This is a genomic window from Pseudonocardia sp. Cha107L01 (assembly GCF_052566575.1).
This window is the reverse complement of sequence record NZ_CP199579.1, coordinates 285,337-304,010: the sequence shown is the minus strand read 5'-3', so window position 1 is coordinate 304,010 and position 18,674 is coordinate 285,337. Positions and strand designations below refer to the sequence as shown.

16 protein-coding genes are annotated in these 18,674 nt (G+C 72.2%); 13 read left to right on the top strand and 3 right to left on the bottom strand.

All coding sequences use genetic code 11. The features are described from left to right. Positions 1-4 precede the first annotated feature (4 nt). Complete coding sequence (locus ACTXG6_RS01470; RefSeq protein WP_445185940.1) at positions 5-1,186, top strand: lysophospholipid acyltransferase family protein; 1,182 nt, start codon at positions 5-7, stop codon at positions 1,184-1,186. A gap of 76 nt (positions 1,187-1,262) precedes the next feature. On the opposite strand, the gene ACTXG6_RS01465 is transcribed toward ACTXG6_RS01470, so the two are convergent. From ACTXG6_RS01465 to ACTXG6_RS01455, 3 genes are all read right to left on the bottom strand, one after another. After that, on the bottom strand, positions 1,263-2,243 hold the full coding sequence (locus ACTXG6_RS01465) for an HAD family hydrolase (protein WP_445185939.1): 981 nt from the start codon (positions 2,241-2,243) through the stop codon (positions 1,263-1,265). 83 nt (positions 2,244-2,326) lie between these two features. Next, complete coding sequence (locus ACTXG6_RS01460) at positions 2,327-3,718, bottom strand: DUF5667 domain-containing protein (RefSeq protein ID WP_445185938.1); 1,392 nt, start codon at positions 3,716-3,718, stop codon at positions 2,327-2,329. A gap of 169 nt (positions 3,719-3,887) precedes the next feature. Then, positions 3,888-4,619 carry a sigma-70 family RNA polymerase sigma factor gene (locus tag ACTXG6_RS01455; protein WP_445185937.1) on the bottom strand — a complete coding sequence of 244 codons (732 nt, stop codon included), beginning with the start codon at positions 4,617-4,619 and terminating at the stop codon, positions 3,888-3,890. Between the two features lie 735 nt (positions 4,620-5,354). Between ACTXG6_RS01455 and ACTXG6_RS01450 the strand changes: the two genes are divergently transcribed. The 12 genes from ACTXG6_RS01450 to ACTXG6_RS01395 all read left to right on the top strand — a co-directional run bounded on the left by ACTXG6_RS01450 (position 5,355) and on the right by ACTXG6_RS01395 (position 18,673). Beyond that, positions 5,355-7,040, top strand: coding sequence for an AMP-binding protein (locus tag ACTXG6_RS01450; protein WP_445185936.1), 1,686 nt, complete (start codon positions 5,355-5,357; stop codon positions 7,038-7,040). After that, on the top strand, positions 7,037-7,324 hold the full coding sequence (locus tag ACTXG6_RS01445) for a glutaredoxin family protein (RefSeq protein WP_445185935.1): 288 nt from the start codon (positions 7,037-7,039) through the stop codon (positions 7,322-7,324). The genes ACTXG6_RS01450 and ACTXG6_RS01445 overlap by 4 nt, the downstream gene beginning before the upstream one ends. 106 nt (positions 7,325-7,430) lie before the next feature. After that, positions 7,431-9,137, top strand: a complete 1,707-nt coding sequence (locus tag ACTXG6_RS01440; RefSeq protein ID WP_445185934.1) for a molybdopterin-dependent oxidoreductase — start codon at positions 7,431-7,433, stop codon at positions 9,135-9,137. Positions 9,138-9,398: 261 nt separating this feature from the next. Next, a complete protein-coding gene (locus ACTXG6_RS01435) occupies positions 9,399-10,082 on the top strand; it encodes a fasciclin domain-containing protein (RefSeq protein WP_445185933.1) in 684 nt (227 codons plus the stop codon). 395 nt (positions 10,083-10,477) lie between these two features. Beyond that, entirely contained in the window at positions 10,478-11,368 is an 891-nt protein-coding gene (locus ACTXG6_RS01430; protein ID WP_445190318.1) for a redox-sensing transcriptional repressor Rex, read from the top strand. Continuing rightward, positions 11,365-12,792 carry a glutamyl-tRNA reductase gene (locus ACTXG6_RS01425; protein WP_445185932.1) on the top strand — a complete coding sequence of 476 codons (1,428 nt, stop codon included), beginning with the start codon at positions 11,365-11,367 and terminating at the stop codon, positions 12,790-12,792. Before ACTXG6_RS01430 ends, ACTXG6_RS01425 begins: the two co-directional genes overlap by 4 nt. A gap of 16 nt (positions 12,793-12,808) precedes the next feature. Further along, entirely contained in the window at positions 12,809-13,771 is a 963-nt protein-coding gene (gene hemC / locus ACTXG6_RS01420) for a hydroxymethylbilane synthase (protein ID WP_445185931.1), read from the top strand. After that, complete coding sequence (locus ACTXG6_RS01415) at positions 13,771-15,312, top strand: uroporphyrinogen-III synthase (RefSeq protein WP_445185930.1); 1,542 nt, start codon at positions 13,771-13,773, stop codon at positions 15,310-15,312. The genes hemC and ACTXG6_RS01415 overlap by 1 nt, the downstream gene beginning before the upstream one ends. 475 nt (positions 15,313-15,787) lie before the next feature. Next, a complete protein-coding gene (gene hemB, locus ACTXG6_RS01410; RefSeq protein ID WP_445185929.1) occupies positions 15,788-16,759 on the top strand; it encodes a porphobilinogen synthase in 972 nt (323 codons plus the stop codon). Between the two features lie 231 nt (positions 16,760-16,990). Further along, positions 16,991-17,488: a hypothetical protein gene (locus ACTXG6_RS01405; protein ID WP_445185928.1), complete on the top strand. Its 498-nt coding sequence runs from the start codon at positions 16,991-16,993 to the stop codon at positions 17,486-17,488. 193 nt (positions 17,489-17,681) lie between these two features. Further along, the gene (locus tag ACTXG6_RS01400; protein WP_445185927.1) at positions 17,682-18,080 is read left to right on the top strand and encodes a hypothetical protein; all 399 of its coding nucleotides are present in this window, start codon (positions 17,682-17,684) and stop codon (positions 18,078-18,080) included. Between the two features lie 80 nt (positions 18,081-18,160). Further along, on the top strand, positions 18,161-18,673 hold the full coding sequence (locus ACTXG6_RS01395; protein WP_445185926.1) for a hypothetical protein: 513 nt from the start codon (positions 18,161-18,163) through the stop codon (positions 18,671-18,673). Position 18,674: the final 1 nt, after the last annotated feature.

Here is an 18,674-nt window from a genome sequence, read left to right as displayed (position 1 = left end):
CCCCGTGACCGAGGCACGAGTGATCCCACTCCACACCGAGACGTCCAGAACAGAACCGACGAGAACACCACCGACGAGGACGGCACAGAACCGGAACCGCACGGGCCGGACCCAACCGGCCCGCACCGAGCCGTCCCGCAACGGGTCACACCGGGAGCCGGCCCACGCCGGCGCGCGCCGCGTCGAGTCGGGCGTCGCGCGGGCATCGGTGCCCCGGACCGCCCCGCTGCCGGATTCGATCGTGGAGCCGAGCCGGGACGAGGAGCTGGCCCCGGTACGGGTGGTGCGCCGCCCGACGGTGACGCAGGACCGGCCCGCCCCGCTGCCGGAGGTGGCCAGCGGCTCGGAGCTGGAGGACCGACTGTCCGACCTGATCGGTTTCCTGCGCCGGCGGGTGACCGGTGACTACCACGTCGACGAGTTCGGCTTCGACCGCGAGTTCGCCGACCACATCGTCATGCCGGTGCTGCGCCCGCTCTACGAGCGCTGGTTCCGGGTCGAGACCATCGGCATGGCGAATGTGCCGGCCACCGGCGGCGCGCTGCTGGTGGCCAACCACTCCGGCACGTTGCCGATCGACGCGATGATGACCACGGTGGCATTGCGCGACCACCACCCGTCCGGCCGGCACCTGCGGATGCTCGGCGCCGACCTGCTGTTCCGTACCCCGATGCTGGGTTCGATCTCCCGTAAGGCCGGCCACACGCTGGCCTGCAACCCCGACGCCGAGCGGCTGCTGAACTCCGATGAGCTGGTCGGGGTGTGGCCGGAGGGCTACAAGGGCGTCGGCAAGCCGTTCAAGGACCGGTACAAGCTGCAGCGGTTCGGCCGGGGCGGCTTCGTGTCGGCGGCGATGCGTTGCGGTGTGCCGATCATCCCGTGCTCGATCGTCGGCGCCGAGGAGATCTACCCGCTGATCGGCGACCTCAAGCCGCTGGCCAGGCTGTTCGGGCTGCCCTACTTCCCGATCACGCCGACGTTCCCGCTGCTCGGGCCGCTGGGCGCGGTGCCGCTGCCGTCCAAGTGGTACATCGAGTTCGGCGAGCCGATCCGCACCGACCGCTTCACCGCGGCCGACGCGGACGACCCGATGCTGGTCTTCAACATCACCGACCAGGTGCGGGAGACCATCCAGCAGACCCTGTACCGGCTGCTCAGCCAGCGCCGCAACGCGTTCACCGGCTGATCCGGACCAGACAGGACAGCACGACAGGAGCGGGGCCGGTCGCACGTGGCGACCGGCCCCGCTGCTATCAGGGAGGTCAGGCGCGGCGGCGGTAGGCGAGGCCGGCGGCGACCGCACCCGCGACCGCGCCGGCACCGAGCACCGAGGGCACGCCGATCTTGGCGGCCTTGCGCCCGGTGCGGAAGTCCCGGATCTCCCAGCCGCGTTGGCGGGCGGTGTCGCGGAGTTCGGAGTCCGGGTTCACCGCGACCGCCGTACCCACCACGGACAGCATCGGCACATCGTTGACCGAGTCCGAGTAGGCCGAGCAACGCCGCAGGTTGAGGCCCTCCCGAGCGGCCAGGGAACGCACCGCGTGCGCCTTCGCCGGCCCGTGCAGCACCTCTCCGACCAGGCGGCCGGTGTAGATGCCGTCCTCGTTCTCGGCGACCGTGCCCAGTGCCCCGGTCAGCCCCAGCCGCCTTGCGATGATCAGCGCCAGCTCCACCGGAGTGGCGGTGACCAGCCAGACCCGCTGGCCGGCGTCCAGGTGCATGTTCGCGAGCGCCCTGGTACCGGGCCAGATCCGCTCCGCCATCAGCTCGTCGTAGATCTCCTCGCCGAGCGACACCACCTCGGCCACCGAGCGGCCCGCGACGAAGGACAGCGCGCTCTCCCGGCTCTCCTTTACCGTCTGCGGGTTCTCCCGGCCGCCGACCCGGAACTTGAACTGCTGCCAGGCGAATCCGGCCAGGTCGGAGGTGGCGAAGAACTTGCGTGAGGCCAGGCCACGGGCGAAGTGGAAGATCGACGCGCCCATCATCATGGTGTTGTCGACGTCGAAGAACGCGGCCGCGGTCAGGTCAAGGGGAACCACCGCGCCGGTGGTATCCCTGACCTCGATCTGCGGGTTGATGTTCGCGACAGCGGCGGCCGCCGCGGCTTCACCGGCGATCTCCGCCGAGCTCGCGCCGATGCCGGCCAAACCGGCAGCCGTCGCGGAGCGGGCATCGTCGACCGCACTGGCGTCGCCACCGTGGTGTGTGGTCGCCGGTCCAGAATCAGGTGGTACAGCCACCCAACGCCTCCGATCAGCGGGGTGCATCCTTACCCACCCAGCCTACTGGGGTTGCGCCGGCACGGCTGCGAGTCGGGCCGGTATCAGCCGGTTCCCTTTGGGGCGGTACCTGACTGACCGAGCGGCTGGAGCAAGATCGGCAGCAGCGACGGCAGGTTCAGGCCCGACTTCGGTGCCGGCTCCGTGCTGCTGGGCAGCGGGTCGCCGCCCCGGGTCTGCTCCTTGGTGGGCAGCTTGCCGACGCTGGAGTGCGAGTTGCCCCCGGTCAGGTCACCGAGACCGGGCAGGCCCGGGGACTCGTTCTTCGACTTGTTGCTCTTGGTGGAGTCGGTCGACGAGTCCGAGGAGTCCGACGACGGGTCCGAGCTGCCGGACAGGTCGCTCGGGGAGTCCGAGGTGCCCGGCACGTTCGACGGGCCCACCGTCCTGATGCTCGGCGCCGTGGTCGAGTCCTTGCCGCTGCACGCGCCCTTGGCCGGCAACGGGCCGAGCTGGTCCGAGTCGCCGGAGGTCACCTTGTCGCAACCCTGCCGGTTGCTCAGCGACTGGGCGCGAGTGCGCAGGTCCTCCAGCATCCGCAGCGAGTGGTCCGCGTCGGGCTGGGCGCTGGCCGGCATGCTCGAGCGCATCTGGGACAGCTTGTCCGACTGGGTCTGCGCCCAGTTCGCCAAGGTGCCCAGCTCGGCGCTGTTGCCCGAACCCGCCGAGGCCAGCCAGAGCCGGGACCCGGATGCGGTCTGCTCGTTGAAGCCCTGCAGCGCCTGGCTGATGTCCGCGCCCCGGTTGTCGGCCGGGACCTGCGCGGAGTTCAGCTGCTGGACCTCGTCGATCCGGGTGGCCGCGTAGTCCAGCTGGCGCTGGGCCTTGTTGCCCTGCCCGGGGGTGAGCCCGACCAGTGCCGACTCGGTGGTCTGCTTCACGCCGTAGAGGCTGTCGCCGGGCAGTGCGCCCTGGCTGAACATCGCGCCACCGCCGGTGACCGCGAGCACCATCAGGGCGGCGGCCGCGCTGATCCCCAGCAGGCCGCGCCGTTGCGGGCTCGGTGCCGTGTTGGGGAAGCGGTGCCGGCCGCGTGCCTTGCCGATGGCGAACACGTTCGTGCGGTTCGGCCCGTCGGCCTCGGCGTCCTCGACCTCGAGGAGTTCGGTGTCGTCCGAGATGACCGGCGTGGTGAACGTCGTCGGGGCGTCCGCGAAGGACTGCTCGTTGACGATGGAGGTGACATTGGAGGTGACACCGGCGGGAGCCGGCGCCGAACCCTGCTCGGGCAGCATGGTGGCGGCCGCGGCCATCACCCGTGCCCGCATCCGGGCGGACGCGTCCGCGCTCGGCGACATCGCGGTCTTGCTCTGCCGTAGCAGAGCAACCACATCTAGCTCACGGAGGAGCAGGTCGTCACCCGGTGGAACGGCATCCGCGCCGAACTCCACCGCGGCGGCGAACCGCTCGCTGTCTCGACCTGCACCCGCGGGCATGTCTCCCGTCCTCACTGCGTCACCGTGCTTCCCCGACCCTGATCTACACAACGAGTCAGCGGACGGAGGGTTACGGGGGTGATGGCGTTCATCACATCGAGTGACACGAGGTTTAAAACGCTGCGCGACGTGATCAAGCGTGACCGCCCCCGCGTGGGGGACAACCCGTTCATCGTAGGCCTTCAGGGAGTAGCTGGGCGAGTCGTCGGACCGCCCGGTGCTGCAGTGCCTTCACCGCGCCCTCGTTGCGTCCCATCAGGCGCGCGGTCTCGGCGACCGAGAGTCCCTGCAGGAAGCGCAGCGCGATGCACTCCTTCTGGTCCGAGTTCAGCTTGGCCACGCAGCGGAGCAGTTCCTCGTGCGTGGCACCGTCGAGAACCTGCTGCTCGGGGCCGGTGGTGCTGGGCGAGAGGTCGGCGATCTCGGAGGTGGTCTGCTCGAGGCGGTACCGGCTCGACTTGACGTGGTCGAGCACCAGGTTGCGCGCGATGGTGACGAACCAGGCGCCGATGTCCCGGCCCTGGTAGCTCACCGAGGCGATCCGGCGCAGTGCGCGCAGGAAGGTCTCGGCGGTCAGGTCCTCGGCGAGCTGCCGGTCGCCCACCCGGAAGAGGACGTACCGGAACACCATCTCGTGGTAGCGGTCGTAGAGCTGCCCGAAGGCCTCCTGGTCCCCCGCCTGAGTGGCGCGGACCAGGTCCCAGCCGGCCAGCCCGTTGCTGTCGGTGGTCGAGGTCTCGGTACCGCCGGTGCCGTTCTGGTCCGCTTCGTCGCGGTCCACCGGGACCTCGGGCGTGGGCGGCGGAGTCGCGAGCGGCCGCTGTGCGGCGCCCCGCTGGGGAGCGGCGGGGGCTGCCATCGGCTGTGCGACACCGGGCTGAGCGGCACGCGGCTCAGTCACTCGCGGTCCGTCCTGGCGGGGAGCCGAGCGGGGGTGGACCGGACCGGCGGCGGGTGTGCCCTCGGACAGCGGTGCCGGAGCCTCGTCGGGTCGGGGTCGAGGCAGGACCGGCACCGGATAACCGGGCGGCTGACCGGTGCGCTGGTCCACCCGCTGGGTGGCCGGGTCCACCCGGGATGACATTCGTTGACCAGTGACCTCTGCCTCCGAGCGTTGCTCGGACCGCAGAAGTCTCGTTGGTCTGAACGGCCGGGTCACGATTCCTGGGGTGAGCTGCTCGGCGAGATCCGGGTCGAGAGGACCAAGACCCGCAACGGGACCGGCGCGGTGCCGGTGACGTTCAGCATGTGGCGCTCCCTCGGGGTCGACGGTGCCAGGTTGGCTAACGCTCAGCGTGCCCAGCCGGCCGTGTTGGGGAGCATAGGGCTGAACGAGTTGGTGCTCTCCACGCAGCCCCGCGTTCTTCGAATGCAGCCGGTGAGCGGCCCCTAGCAGGCGGTCGGCGTGGGATTTGGGTCGTTAGACGGTTGGTGGGCGTGTCGCGGCCCCGATGAACGGGTGATTGCTTCCGGTGAACGGGATCACCGCCGCTGATCGGTGGGCCGGGTGACCGCCGATCGGCGGTTGCGTCGCGCGACAAGTGGCGGGTGGGCGGTCTGTGCCGGGTCTGTGTCGGCTCCGAGTCGGGTCCGAGTCCACGCGGACGGACCCTCACGGACATGCCAGACTTCCGCCGTGGCCAGCCAGTCGAACAGGACCGAGGGCGCAGCCGACGGCGCGCCCGCGAGCGTGCTCGCGGGCAACGTGGCGGATCTGGTTGCTGCTGCCTCGGCGCGCGGCGCCGATCACCCCGCGCTGGTGGAACCCGGCAGCGGGCTGGTGTTGAGCTGGGCGGCGGTCGACGCCGCCGCCACCCGGGAGGCGGACCGGCTGAGCGCCGCCGGAGTCCGTACCGGTGACCGGGTGCTGATCCGGCTCGGCCACGGTGCGCGGTACTGCGTCGCGCTGTCCGGCGCGCTGCGCGCCGGCGCGATCGCGGTGCCGGTCGGCACCCACTCCACCGAGCGCGAACTGACCGCGATCGTGGCCGACTGCACGCCGTCGGTGCTGTTCGCCGAGCCGGGGGACAGCGCGGTGGCCGCCGTTGTGTCCGCCGGTGGGGCCGCGCCGGACGCCCGGGTGCTCGAACCGCCGGAGCTGACGGCCGGCGGTCCCGCCGCCCCCGCCACCGGGCGGGCCGCCGTCGGCGGGGGTGAGGACATCGCCGTGCTCGGTTACACGTCCGGCACCACCGGAGTGCCCCGCGGGGTTCGACTCTCGCACCGTGCGCTGCTGGCGAACCGGGCGCAGACCGCGCAGCTGCGGCCCGTCCCGGTCAGCCCCGCCGACCGGGTGCTGCTGAACCTGCCGCTGTTCCACATCTACGGACTGGGTGCCGGCCTGCTGCAGGTGTGCTGGGCGGGTGCCACCGGCGTGCTCGTGGATCGGGTGGAGCCCGGCGAGCTGGTCGAGGTGATCCGCGCCGAGCGGGTGACCGCGCTGGCCGGCGTGCCGTCGATGTACCGCGCGCTGCTCGAGCTGCCGACCCAGCGGCTGCGCGACACGCTGGTGTCGGTCCGGCTGTGCACCGCCGGCGGTGCGCCACTGGCGCCGGCCCTGCTGCGTGCCTTCCAGCACGCCACCGGTCTCGACCTGTTCGAGGGCTACGGGCTGACCGAGACCGGTCCGGTGCTGACCACCACGATGGTCGGCGGCCGGAGCAAGGCGGGTTCGGTCGGCCGGCCACTGCCCGCCGGGCCCGGGGTGGCCGGGGTTGAGCTGCGGCTGGTGGACGCCGGTGACCCGCCGGCGCTCGACGGGTCCGGCGGCGGTCGGGAGGCGCGCCGCGACAACTTCGACGATGATCCGAACGACTTCGACGACGATTTCGACGACGAGCAGCCGGACACCGGACTGGTCTCCGTGCGCGGGCCGAACCTGTTCTCCGGGTACTGGCCGGACGGCGCGGGTGGGCCGGACGCGGACGGCTGGTTCCGCACGTCCGACGTCGGCTACGTGGACGCGGACGGCGACCTGCACCTGGTGGCGCGGGCGACCGACCTGGTCATCGTGAACGGGTTCAACGTCTACCCGCGTGAGGTGGAGCAGGTGCTCCTCGAACACCCCTCGGTGCGGGAGGCAGCGGTCTTCGGGGTGCCCGATCCGCGCACCGGCGAGACGGTGAAGGCCGTACTCGTGCCGCGGCCGGGCGCCGAGCTCACCGTCGAGCAGGTCCGCGAGCACTGCGCCACCCGGCTGGCCCGGTTCAAGATCCCGACGTCGGTCGAGTTCGCCGACCGGCTGCCGCGCTCGGCGACCGGCAAGATCACCCGGGTCTCGCTGGGGGCGGAGCGGACCGGACCCTCGGAGGGTGCCAGGTGACTCCGAACCCCTCGGCTCCCTTGGGGGCTGAGCCGGCCGTGGTCACCGTGCTGACCAGGCAGAACTGCTCGCTGTGCGACAAGGCGATCGAAGCGGTCGCCCGGATCTGCGCCGAGCTGGGCGTAACCTGGGGACCGTCCCATGTGGACGCGGACGCCGAGCTGCGCGCGGAGTACGGCGACCGGGTGCCGGTGATCATGATCGACGGCCGGGAGCACGGCTACTGGGCTGTCGAGGAGGACCGGTTCCGGGCGGCGCTGGGCCGACGCGCTACCGGTCGCTGAGCGGTGCCGGTTGCTGAGCCGTCCCGATCGCTGAGCCTTACCGATCGCTAACGGCGGCACCGGAAGGGCGGCCGGCGATGCCGATGTCCTGGTACCAAGGGGAGTTATGAGCACGGTCGCGGCTCCCCGCCGCGCAACAACCCCGGCGACCACCCGGATTCCCGCTGGCCAGGCGGTGGTCGGCTCGGTGTTGGCCTTCGCCGCCGCCGTCGGCGCCGGGCACCTGGTTGCCGGCGTGGTGTCCCCGCTGTCCTCGCCCTACCAGGCGGTCGCCGACGCGGTCGTGCGGCTGGCACCGCCGGCCCTGGTCGAGTTCGGCAAGGCGCTGACGCTGCCCGGGCTGCCGCAGGGCAAGGCGGACAAGTTCGGGCTGTTGCTCGGTGTCGGCGTGGTCCTCGTGCTGATCGCGGTGTTCGCCGGGCTCGCCTCCCGGAGCAGCCCCCGTCCCGGCCGGCGGGTGGTGGTCGTGCTGGCCGTGATCGGGCTGGCCGCGGTGGTCAGCTCGCCGGTGTTCACGCTGCCCGACGTGGTGGCACCGCTGGCCACGCTCGGGACCGGCCTGTGGACGTTCCGCTGGCTGCACGGGAAGGCCATGTCGCTCGCGGTGGACCGGGCCGCCGGCACGTCCGGTGCTCCCGGCCCGGGTCCAGACCCAGCGCCCGACACCGTCGAGACCGCTCCGCCGATCGCCCCGCCGCCCGACACCGGCGGCGCGCCCCGGCACGCGGTGCCCGGCGAGTCGGTGTCCCGGCGGCAGCTGCTGGTCTCGTCGGCCGCGGTCGGGGTGGGCGCGGCCGGTGCCGGCATCGGCGGTTACCTGCTCGGCGCCGGGGTGGACGTCGCCGCGTCGCAGTCCGACGTCGCCGGCACGCTGCGGCCCGCCCGGCCGACGCCGCCACTGCCGGCCGGCGCGGACTTCGCCGCCCAGGGCACGCCGACGTTCCTCACCGCGAACCGGGACTTCTACCGGATCGACACCGCGCTGCGGCTGCCGGCCAAGGCGGCGGCGGACTGGTCGATGAAAGTGCACGGCCTGGTCGAGCGGGAGCTGACGATCAGCTACCAGGACCTGCTCAACCGGCCGCTGCTCGAACGCCCGGTGACGCTGACCTGCGTGTCCAACGAGGTCGGCGGCAACCTGATCTCGACGGCGAACTTCATCGGGGTGTCGCTGCGCGACGTGCTGCTGGAGGCCGGCGTGAAACCCGGCGCGGACCAGCTGTTCAGCACCAGCCTGGACGGGTTCACCGCCGGCACCCCGGTCGAGGTGGTGCTGGAGCCGGGCCGGGGTGCGATGCTCGCGCTCGGGATGAACTCCGCCCCGCTGCCGCTCGAGCACGGCTACCCGGTGCGGATGGTGATCCCCGGGTTGTACGGGTACGTCTCGGCCACCAAGTGGCTGGCCGACCTCGAGGTGACGACGTTCGACGCCAAGCAGTCGTACTGGCTGCAGCGCGGCTGGGCACAGCAGGCGCCGATCAAGACGCAGTCCCGGATCGACCGGCCTCGCTCCGGCGCCTCGGTGCCCGCCGGGCAGCTCACCGCCGCCGGTATCGCCTGGGCGCAGCACCGGGGGATCGCCCGCGTCGAGGTGCGGGTGGACGGCGGGGCGTGGCAGCCGGCGCAGCTGTCCACCGAGGTCAACTCGGACACCTGGCGGATGTGGCGGGTCGAGCTGACCGTGCCTCCCGGCGACCACGTCCTGGAGTGCCGCGCCACCGATACGACCGGCGTGCCGCAGACCCCGCTGCTGGCCGACCCGGTACCGGACGGCGCCACCGGCTGGCCCAGCATCCAGCTGACCGCCGAGTAACCGCCTCGCACAGACCTGCCGCGGGCCGCACCCAAGCCGCAACCTGGGTGCGGCCTACCGGCCGTCTGTGCGACCGCGGGCACGGGACCTGAGACGTGTCGGGCAGCCCGGAAGTTTCGGCTCGAAGCACCAGCGCTAGCCTCACCCCGGTGTCGGTCCGTGTGCGGACCGTGACCGACCGTATTCGGGTGACGACGTCCTGGCTGGGGAAGACGTGACTTCGAGTCCGGAGCAACCGGACGTTCAAGGAGGAACAGACACGTGAGGAAGATCCAACGCCTCAGGTTGGTCGGCACAGTGGTCAGTGCCGCGGCGCTGGCCGTCGCGCTGGCCGCGTGCGGTACCCCGGCCCCGATTCCCAGTGACGAGCCCGCGACGTCGACGCCCGCCGCGGCGCCGGCGCCAGGCGCCTCGCCCAACGGCGTCACCAAGCCGACCGACGTGTTCGGCCCGGCCTGCAACGAGCTGCCGCAGGCCGGCGAGCCCGGCTCGGCCGTGCGGGATGCCACGATCCCGGTCGGTGCCGCGATCGCCGCCAACCCGCTGCTGCGGTCGCTGACCGTCGCCCTGAAGAAGGCCAACCTCACCGACACGCTGAACCAGCAGAAGGACGTCACCGTCTTCGCGACGTACGACCGCGGGTTCACGAACTTCCAGCAGAACATGGGACCGGACCGCTACAACGCGCTGGTTGCCGACCAGAACGCGCTGGGCGACGTGCTGAAGTACCACGTCGTGGTCAAGCGGTACGACCGCGCCGGACTGGTCGCCGCGGGCTCGGTGACCACGCTGCAGGGCGGCAGCGTGAAGATCAAGGATGACGGCGACACGCTGAACATCACCGACAACACCGGCGTGACCGCGCACGTGCTGTGCGGCAACATCCCGACCGCGAACGGCACCCTGTTCCTGGTCGACCAGGTGATGCAGCCGAAGAACCCCTGACCCGGTCGCGGGTAGGGCAGAGCGTCCGGCGGGGGCGGTCCCGAAGCTTCGGGGCCGCCCCCGCCGTGCTGTCCGGAGGTGCTGCTCGAGTGGCTGTCCGGGACGCCGGGAGCAGGCGCGCTGCCCCGCAGCGGACCAAGTCTGGGTAACTCACCAGACTTTGTGACGCGGGATGGCCCAGTTCCGGATCGGGTCGACGTCCGTGCTGGTCAGCGGCCTGGAGTCGATAACACAGCCGTCGACCAAGATCGCTACTTTGTGCCTGCGTTCACAAGCGGCTACCGTAGTCGCCGACGCCATGACGCGTGGCGGCCACGCAAATCCCCGCGGGTGCCGCAATCGGTGCGTCGGCGCAACTCACTAGCCGTAGGGATCGAGGAGAAGCCAGCGTGTCGTTGCATCCGCAGGCCGATCCGTCCGGCGAGGACCCGGCCCGCGAAGACGCCGCGAAGCTCGATCGGGTGATTCCGGAAGCCACCGTAGCGCGGCTCGCGGTCTACCTCCGGGTGCTGGGCGACCTGGCCACCACCGGTGGTGAGACCGTGTCCAGCGAAGACCTGTCCGCCGCCGCCGGGGTCAACTCGGCGAAGCTGCGCAAGGACCTGTCCTACATCGGGTCGAACGGCACCCGGGGCGTCGGCTACGAGGTCTCCCGGCTGGTGCACCAGATCGAGCACACCCTGGGCCTGACCCGCCACCACGCGGTCGCCCTCGTCGGGGTCGGCAACCTCGGCCACGCGCTGGCCGGCTACAGCGGCTTCGCCGGCCGGGGCTTCCCGCTGCGCGCGCTGTTCGACGTCGATCCGGACCTGGTCGGCATCCACATCGCCGGCATCCTCGTCGAGCACATCGACCGGATCGCCGACGTCTGTGTGCAGCGTGGCGTCTCCATCGGTGTGATCGCCACCCCCGGACCAGCAGCGCAGGCCGTGTGCAGCGCACTCGTCGCCGCCGGCGTGCGGTCCATCCTGAACTTCGCTCCCGTGGTGTTGCAGGTACCCGAGGAGGTCGAGGTCCGCAAGGTCGACCTCGCGGTGGAGATGCAGATCCTGTCCTTCCACGTGGCGCGCCGGCACGGCGAGGCCGCGCTCAACGGTGCGGCGGTGAACGGTGCCGCGGTGATCGGTGCGGCGGCCAACGGTGCGGTTGATGGTGTGCCAACTCACGGCACGTCGGTGGACGGAGCGCCCGACGGCCCCGTTAATGGAGTTATGGACAGTTCTGTGGTGCGCAACGGAGCGGTAGCCGAGGACGACGCCGCCGGGCGGGCGGTGCTGCCGCGATGAGTGTGTTGGTGGTCGGGCTGTCCCATCGCAGCGCCCCGGTCGAGATCCTGGAGCGGGCCTCGGTGTCCAGCCAGGACGTCCCGAAGCTGCTCGACGAGCTGAACCGCACCGGTCGGGTCGGCGAGGTCGTGGTGCTCTCCACCTGTAACCGGGTCGAGGTGTACGCGGTCGTCGAGGCGTTCCACGGCGGGCTCGCCGACGTGTCCGGGGTGCTGGCCAGGCATGCCGGGCTGAGCGTCACCGAGCTGAGCTCCTACCTCTATGTGCACTACGCGGCGTCCGCCGTGGACCACCTGTTCGCGGTGGCCGCCGGGCTGGACTCGATGGTGATCGGCGAGGCCCAGATCCTGGGTCAGCTGCGCACCGCGTACAACACCGCGATCGAGGCCGGCACCGTCGGCCGGGTGATGCACGAACTGGCCCAGCAGGCACTGCGGGTCGGGAAGCGCTCGCACTCCGAGACCGGGATCGACGCGGCGGGTGCCTCCGTGGTCTCCGAGGCGCTGGCCGATGCCGCCGCCGTGCTCGGCGGGCTCGCCGGCCGCCGCGCGCTCGTGGTCGGCGCCGGTTCGATGGGCGCGCTGGCCGGCGCGCAGCTGCGCAGGGCCGGCCTCGGTGCGCTGGTGCTGGCCAACCGGGGTCCCGACCGGGCCGCCCGGCTGGCCGCCAACCTGACCGCCGACGGCCTGCCGTCGCGGGCCGTCGGGCTGGACCAGGTGCCGGCCGAGCTCGCGCTGGCCGACGTGCTGGTGAGCTGTACCGGCGCGGTCGGCACCGTGCTGACCACCGAGATGGTCACCCAGGCGCTGGCACACCGGGACGCAGGCCCGCTGGTGATCTGCGACCTCGGGCTGCCCAGGGACGTCGACCCCTCGGTCGCCGAGCTGCCCGGGGTCACCGTGATCGACCTGACCACCCTGAACGAGCGCCTGGGTGACCGCACCGAGGGCGACACGGTGCGTGCCGCCCGCCAGATCGTGGTCGACGAGGTCGCTCAGTACCTGTCCGCGCAACGCTCCGCCGAGGTCACCCCGACGGTCACCGCGCTGCGCCGCCGCGCCGCCGAAGTGGTGGACGCCGAGCTGCTCCGGATGACCGGGCGACTGCCCGATCTCGACCCCGGTGTGCGCGACGAGCTCGCGCACACCGTCCGCCGCGTGGTGGACAAACTGCTGCACACCCCCACCGTCCGGGTGAAACAACTCGCTGAGGCGCCCGGTGGGGACACCTACGCCGAGGCACTGCGCGAACTGTTCGGGCTGGACCCGCAGGCACCCGCGGCGGTCACCGCCGCCACCGGGGCCAAGGCGCTCAGTGCCCAGGCCATCGGTGCCACCCAGGCCGCTGGCAGCCACGTCACCGGTGCCCTGGACGGCCTGGTCGACGGCCTCGCGCTGGACCAGATTCCCCAGGACGGTGTCTGATGAGAGACGGAGTCCGATGACCGAGCGCATATTGCGGATCGGCACCCGGGGCAGCGCGCTGGCGCTCGCCCAAGCCGGCCACGTGGCTGACGTGATCCGCGCGGCGGGCTGCCCGGTCGAGCTGACCGTGGTGCGTACCACCGGCGACGAGTCGCTCGCCCCGGTGGCCGAGCTCGGCGTCGGGGTGTTCACCACCGCACTGCGCGACGCGCTGTCCTGCGGCGACGTCGACTTCGCGGTGCACTCGTACAAGGACCTGCCGACCGCGCGGGACCCCAGGTTCACCCTGGCCGCGGTGCCGCTGCGGGAGGACCCCCGCGATGCGTTGGTCGCCCGTGACGGCATGGTGCTCGGCGAGCTGCCGGCCGGGTCGCGGGTGGGTACCGGGTCCCCCCGGCGGGCCGCGCAGCTGCGCGCGCTCGGACTGGGGCTCGAGATCGTCCAGCTGCGCGGGAACGTGGACACCCGGATCGGCAAGGTGCGGTCCGGTGAATTGGACGCGGTCGTGCTCGCCAGGGCAGGATTGTCCCGGTTAGGCCGTTTGGCCGAGATCACCGAGACCCTCGACCCGCTGCAGATGCTGCCCGCGCCCGCGCAGGGAGCGCTCGCCATCGAGTGCAGGGTCGACGACATGGACACCGAACACCGGCTCGGTGCCCTGAACGACCCGGCTTCCCGGGTGGCGGTCTCTGCCGAGCGGGCGATGCTGGCTGCCCTGGAGGCCGGGTGCTCCGCGCCGGTCGGTGCACTGGCCGAGGTCGTCGAGGACCTCGACGACGAAGGCCGAATCATCGAGGGCTTGTCGCTGCGCGGCGTCGCGGCGACTACCGAAGGCGCGCTGCTGCGCGCCTCGATTACAGGCAAGACAACTGAAGCAGAGTCGCTGGGGCGCGCCCTGGCGGCCGAATTGCTCGACTTGGGCGCTGAGTCGCTACCCGCGACCGGCGGCCCCGCATACCGTTGGATCGGGAGTTCCTGATGAACCGAATGCAGTCCACCACCAGCCGGATCGCCTTTGTGGGCAGTGGCCCGGGCGACCCCGGCCTGCTCACGGTGCGAGCCAGGGACATGATCAGCGCGGCGCCGCTGATCATCACGGACCCGGACGTACCCGAGCAGGTCCTGGCGCTGGCCGCCGATGGGGCCGAGGTGCGGCCCGCTGTCGGCGACCCGGCGCAGGTTGCCAAAGAGCTGATCGCCGAGGCCAGCGCCGGGCGCGCGGTCGTCCGCCTCGTCGCCGGAGACCCGCTGACCGGCGATGCGGTCGTCGCCGAAGCGGTCGCGGTCGCCCAGGGCCCGGTGCCCTTCGACGTGGTGCCCGGAGTGGCCTCGTCCACCGCGGTGCCCGCCTACGCCGGGGTGCCGCTGGGCTCCGCGCACACCGTCGCCGACGTCCGTTCGGGTGTGGACTGGGCCCGGGTGGCCAGCGGCCCAGAGCCGGTGGTGCTGCACGCCACCGCCGCACACCTCAACGAGGTGACCGTCGGGCTGACCGAGCAGGGCGTATCCGGGCAGACCCCGGTCGCGGTGACCTCCGAGGGCACCTGCTCCACGCAGCGCACCATCATCACCACGCTGTCCGCGCTGTCCGCCGAGGCGGGTGTGCTGAGCGGCTCGCTGGTGCTCACCATCGGCGACACCGTCGACCGCCGCGACCTGCTGTCCTGGTGGGAGTCCCGGGCGCTGTACGGCTGGCGGGTGCTGGTGCCGCGCACCAAGGACCAGGCCGGCGCGATGAGCGAGCGGCTGCGGATCCACGGCGCCATGCCGGAGGAGGTGCCCACGATCGCGGTGGAGCCGCCCCGGTCCCCGGCGCAGATGGAGCGCGCGGTCAAGGGTCTGGTCGACGGCCGCTACCAGTGGGTCGTGTTCACCTCGACCAACGCGGTGCGCGCGGTGTGGGAGAAGTTCGCCGAGTTCGGCCTGGACGCCCGTGCGTTCTCCGGTGTCAAGATCGCCTGCGTCGGCACCGCCACGGCGGCCAGTGTGCGCTCTTTCGGTATCCACCCCGAGCTTGTGCCCAACGCCGACGAGATGACCGAGATGTCGTCGGAGGGGCTGCTGGAGATCTTCCCGCCGCACGACGACATCCTCGACCCGGTGGACCGGGTGCTGTTGCCGCGCGCCGACATCGCCACCGAGACGCTCGCCGCCGGGCTGCGTGACCGCGGCTGGGAGATCGACGACGTGACCGCGTACCGCACGGTGCGCGCCGCGCCGCCGCCCGCCCCGATCCGCGAGGCGATCAAGACCGGTGGCTTCGAGGCGGTCTGTTTCACGTCCTCCTCGACGGTGCGCAACCTGGTCGGCATCGCCGGCAAGCCGCACGCGCGCACCCTGGTCGCCTGCATCGGTCCGAAGACGGCGGAGACCGCCCGCGAGTTCGGTCTCCGGGTCGACGTGCAGCCCGAGATCGCCCAGGTGGGCAGCCTGGTGGACGCGCTGGCCAACCACGCCGCCCGGTTGCGCGCCGAGGGTGCGCTGCCGCCGCCGCGCAAGGCCAAGGCCCGCCGCCGCTAGTCCCGGCTCCAGCTCCAGCCGACACCCCGCCGCCACCCGCGGCGGGGTGCCGCTGTGCGCGGGTAGGTAGGAGCCGGCCGCCCGGCGTGCGCGTGGCCGGCCGGCGCGTGGCTGGCCGGCGTGCGCGTGGCCGGCCGGCGTCCGGGGTAGGAGCTCGCACAGACCGGGTGCAGGCGGCACAGACTCTGCACGGGCTGTGCGAGCGGCGGCCGATCTGTGCGAGCGCCGGGGCGTCGGTGGGCGCGCCCCGTCGGCGTCGCGGCGGGCGGCGACGAGGCGTGGGCCGGCACAGACCGGGTGCGCGCCGCACAGACTCTGCACGGGCTGTGCGAGCGGCGGCCGGTCTGTGCGAGCGTCGGTGTGGGCGCGGGCTGTCGGTGCGGCGGTGCGGCGGTGCGGCGGTGCGGCGGTGCGGCGGGCTGGCGGTGCGGTGAGGTGGAGGCGGTCGGCCGTGGACGGTCGTAGGCTCGGGGGTATGTTCCCGACGCAACGCCCACGCCGGCTGCGCGGTACCCCCGCCCTTCGGCGATTGGTCGCCGAAACCGAGCTGCGGCCCCGCAACCTCGTGCTGCCCATGTTCGTTAGAGAAAATGCGACCGAGCCGGTGCCGATCTCGTCCATGCCCGGCGTCGTCCAGCACACCAGGGACTCACTGCGCAAGTCCGCAGTTGAGGCGGTGGCGGCCGGGGTCGGCGGGTTGATGCTGTTTGGCGTACCCGAGCACAAGGACGCGACCGGCTCCGGCGCGATCGACCCCAAGGGCGTGCTCAACGTGGGGCTCGCCGACCTGTTTGCCGAGGTCGGCGACGCGACCGTGATCATGTCCGACTGCTGCCTCGACGAGTTCACCGACCACGGGCACTGCGGCGTGCTGACGCCCGACGGTGCGGTGGACAACGACGCGACGCTCGCGCTCTACGCCGAGATGGCCGTCGCGCAGGCCGCCGCCGGGGCGCACCTGATCGGACCGAGCGGCATGATGGACGGCCAGGTCGGGGTGATCCGGGAGGCGCTGGACAACGCCGGGCACCTCGACGCCGGCATCCTGGCCTACACCGCCAAGTACGCCTCGGCGTTCTACGGGCCGTTCCGCGAAGCGGTGCGGTCGTCGCTGCGGGGCGACCGCAAGACCTATCAGCAGGACCCGGGGAACGCCCGCGAAGCGCTGCGCGAACTGGCGCTGGACCTGGCCGAGGGCGCCGACGCGGTGATGGTCAAGCCGGCCATGGCGTACCTGGACGTGCTGCGCACCGTGGCCGACAACGCGGACGTCCCGGTGGCCGCCTACCAGGTCTCCGGCGAGTACTCGATGATCGAGGCGGCGGCGGCCAACGGCTGGGTGGACCGCGACCGCATGGTCCTGGAGACGCTCACCGGCATCCGGCGGGCCGGCGCCGACGTGGTGCTGACCTACTGGGCGGCCGAGGTCGCCACCTGGCTCGCCTGACGCTCGCCCGGCGTCCGCCCGGCGCTCGCCACCTGGCTCGGCTAGCGCTCGCCACCTGACTCGCCCGGCGTCCGCCTGACGGTCGCCCGACCTGCCCGCGAGTCGCCTCGCCACCGCCGAATTCCGGCCGGGTGAAGCGCTCCACCGAGTCGGGTGATCTTGGCCGGGTCCGGGGTACACGTTCGCGTTGCCCCGGCCCGCGAAGCCGATCATCGGCCGTACGGTGCCGGCGTGGTTACGGTGCCGGTCGAGCAGCCCGGGCAGTCGCTGGCCCGGTCGCCCCTCGCCGATCGATCCGTCCGCCCGGCCGCCCTGCGCACCGCGGCGGCGCTGCTGGTGCTCAGTACGCTGCCCTTCCTGCTGCTCGGCGGAGCCGCCGCCGGCGCACCGATGCGGCGCTGGCTGCCGTACACCGGCCCGTGGCCCCGGGTGCACACCGGGCAGACCGGGTACCGGGTGCTCGGCGCCTGCCTGCTGCTGCTCGCGGTCGGCTACCTGTGGTTCGCTGCGCAGGGGTACCGGCGGCGGCTCTGGGCGCGCACCGCGGTGGTCACCCTGACCGCGATCTACGACGTGACGCTCGTGCTGGTGCTGCTGGCCGACCAGCCGCGCGCGGGTTGGCTGATCACGGGGGCGGCGGTGGTCCTGTGCTCGCTGGCCGCCGTCGTATGGGCCTATCAGCCCGAGGTGGACCGCTACTTCGCCGACGAGGACGGTCACGCTCACTGACGACCCGACCCCACCCGATCCGACCGGCCCGACCCGACCCGACCGGCCCGACCCGACCCGACCCGCCCGACCCGACCCGACCAAGCCCGACCAAGCCCGGCCGGCCGGCCCAGCCCGACCAGACCCCACCCGATCAACAGCCGGCCGGCTCCGGGGCGAGCGTGATCATCCGCTACGGTGCCTGGCTGTGATGATGGACGCCGGCCCCCTGCCACCCACCGCGGTCCGGGCGTCGTTCGCGCTGTTCGTCGGCGTGGTGGTGCTGTCCCTGCTCAACGCGGTCATCCAGATCTCGTTCCGGATCAGTGGCGCGACCGTGCTGGTCGGAGCACTGATCGAGGCCGTGCTGTTCCTGGTCCTCGGCAGCCAGATGCGGGTCGGCCGGCTGTGGGCGCGGGTCACCCTGATGAGCGTGGCCTGGGTGTTCGTCGCGGTCAGCCTGCTCGCGCTGTTCGGGCTGAACGGCTCGTTCGGCAGGAACCTGGACGGGCTGGTGCTGTTCACCCTGGGCTATGTGACGGCGAAGCTGGCCATGATCGTGGCCGCCACCGTGTTGATGTACCGGCCGAGTACGCGCGGCTACTTCCACTGAGCCGGACCACTGAGCCGGACCACCCGTCCGGGGCGGTCGTCGGCAGTCCGATCCGACAGTCCGCCGGTTATGGTTTTGTGGTGACCACTCCGTCCGAATCCCGCCATCATTCGACCGACGGTTCGGACGGTGCCCCCACCGGCTCGCGAGCCGCCGCACAACTCATCCGACGGCCGCCCGAGATGTGGGCCGGTGCGATCTTCCTCACGCTGGCCGCGCTGCCGGCCGCCGTTTTCGGCGTGCTGCTCGCGGTGCAGCCGGGCAACATCTCGACCAACCTGCGCAGCAAGATCGACAGCGCCAACAGCACGATCAGCACCGACGTCCTGCTGAACATCTTCCGGGCGGCCGGCGTGGCGATCCTGGTGCTCGCGCTGCTGTTCCTGCTGTTCGCCTGGCTGACCGTGCAGCCGAAACGGGGTGCCCGCTCGATCACCGCCGCGCTGGCCGCGGTGGAGGTCGTGCTGCTGGTCGGGGCCATGGTGGTCACCACCGCGGACCCGGTGAGCATGGGCATCGTGCTGCTGGCCGTGGCCGGCGCCGTGCTGCTGTTCCTGCCGCGGTCGCAGGAGTTCATCGCCTCACGGAAGTGAC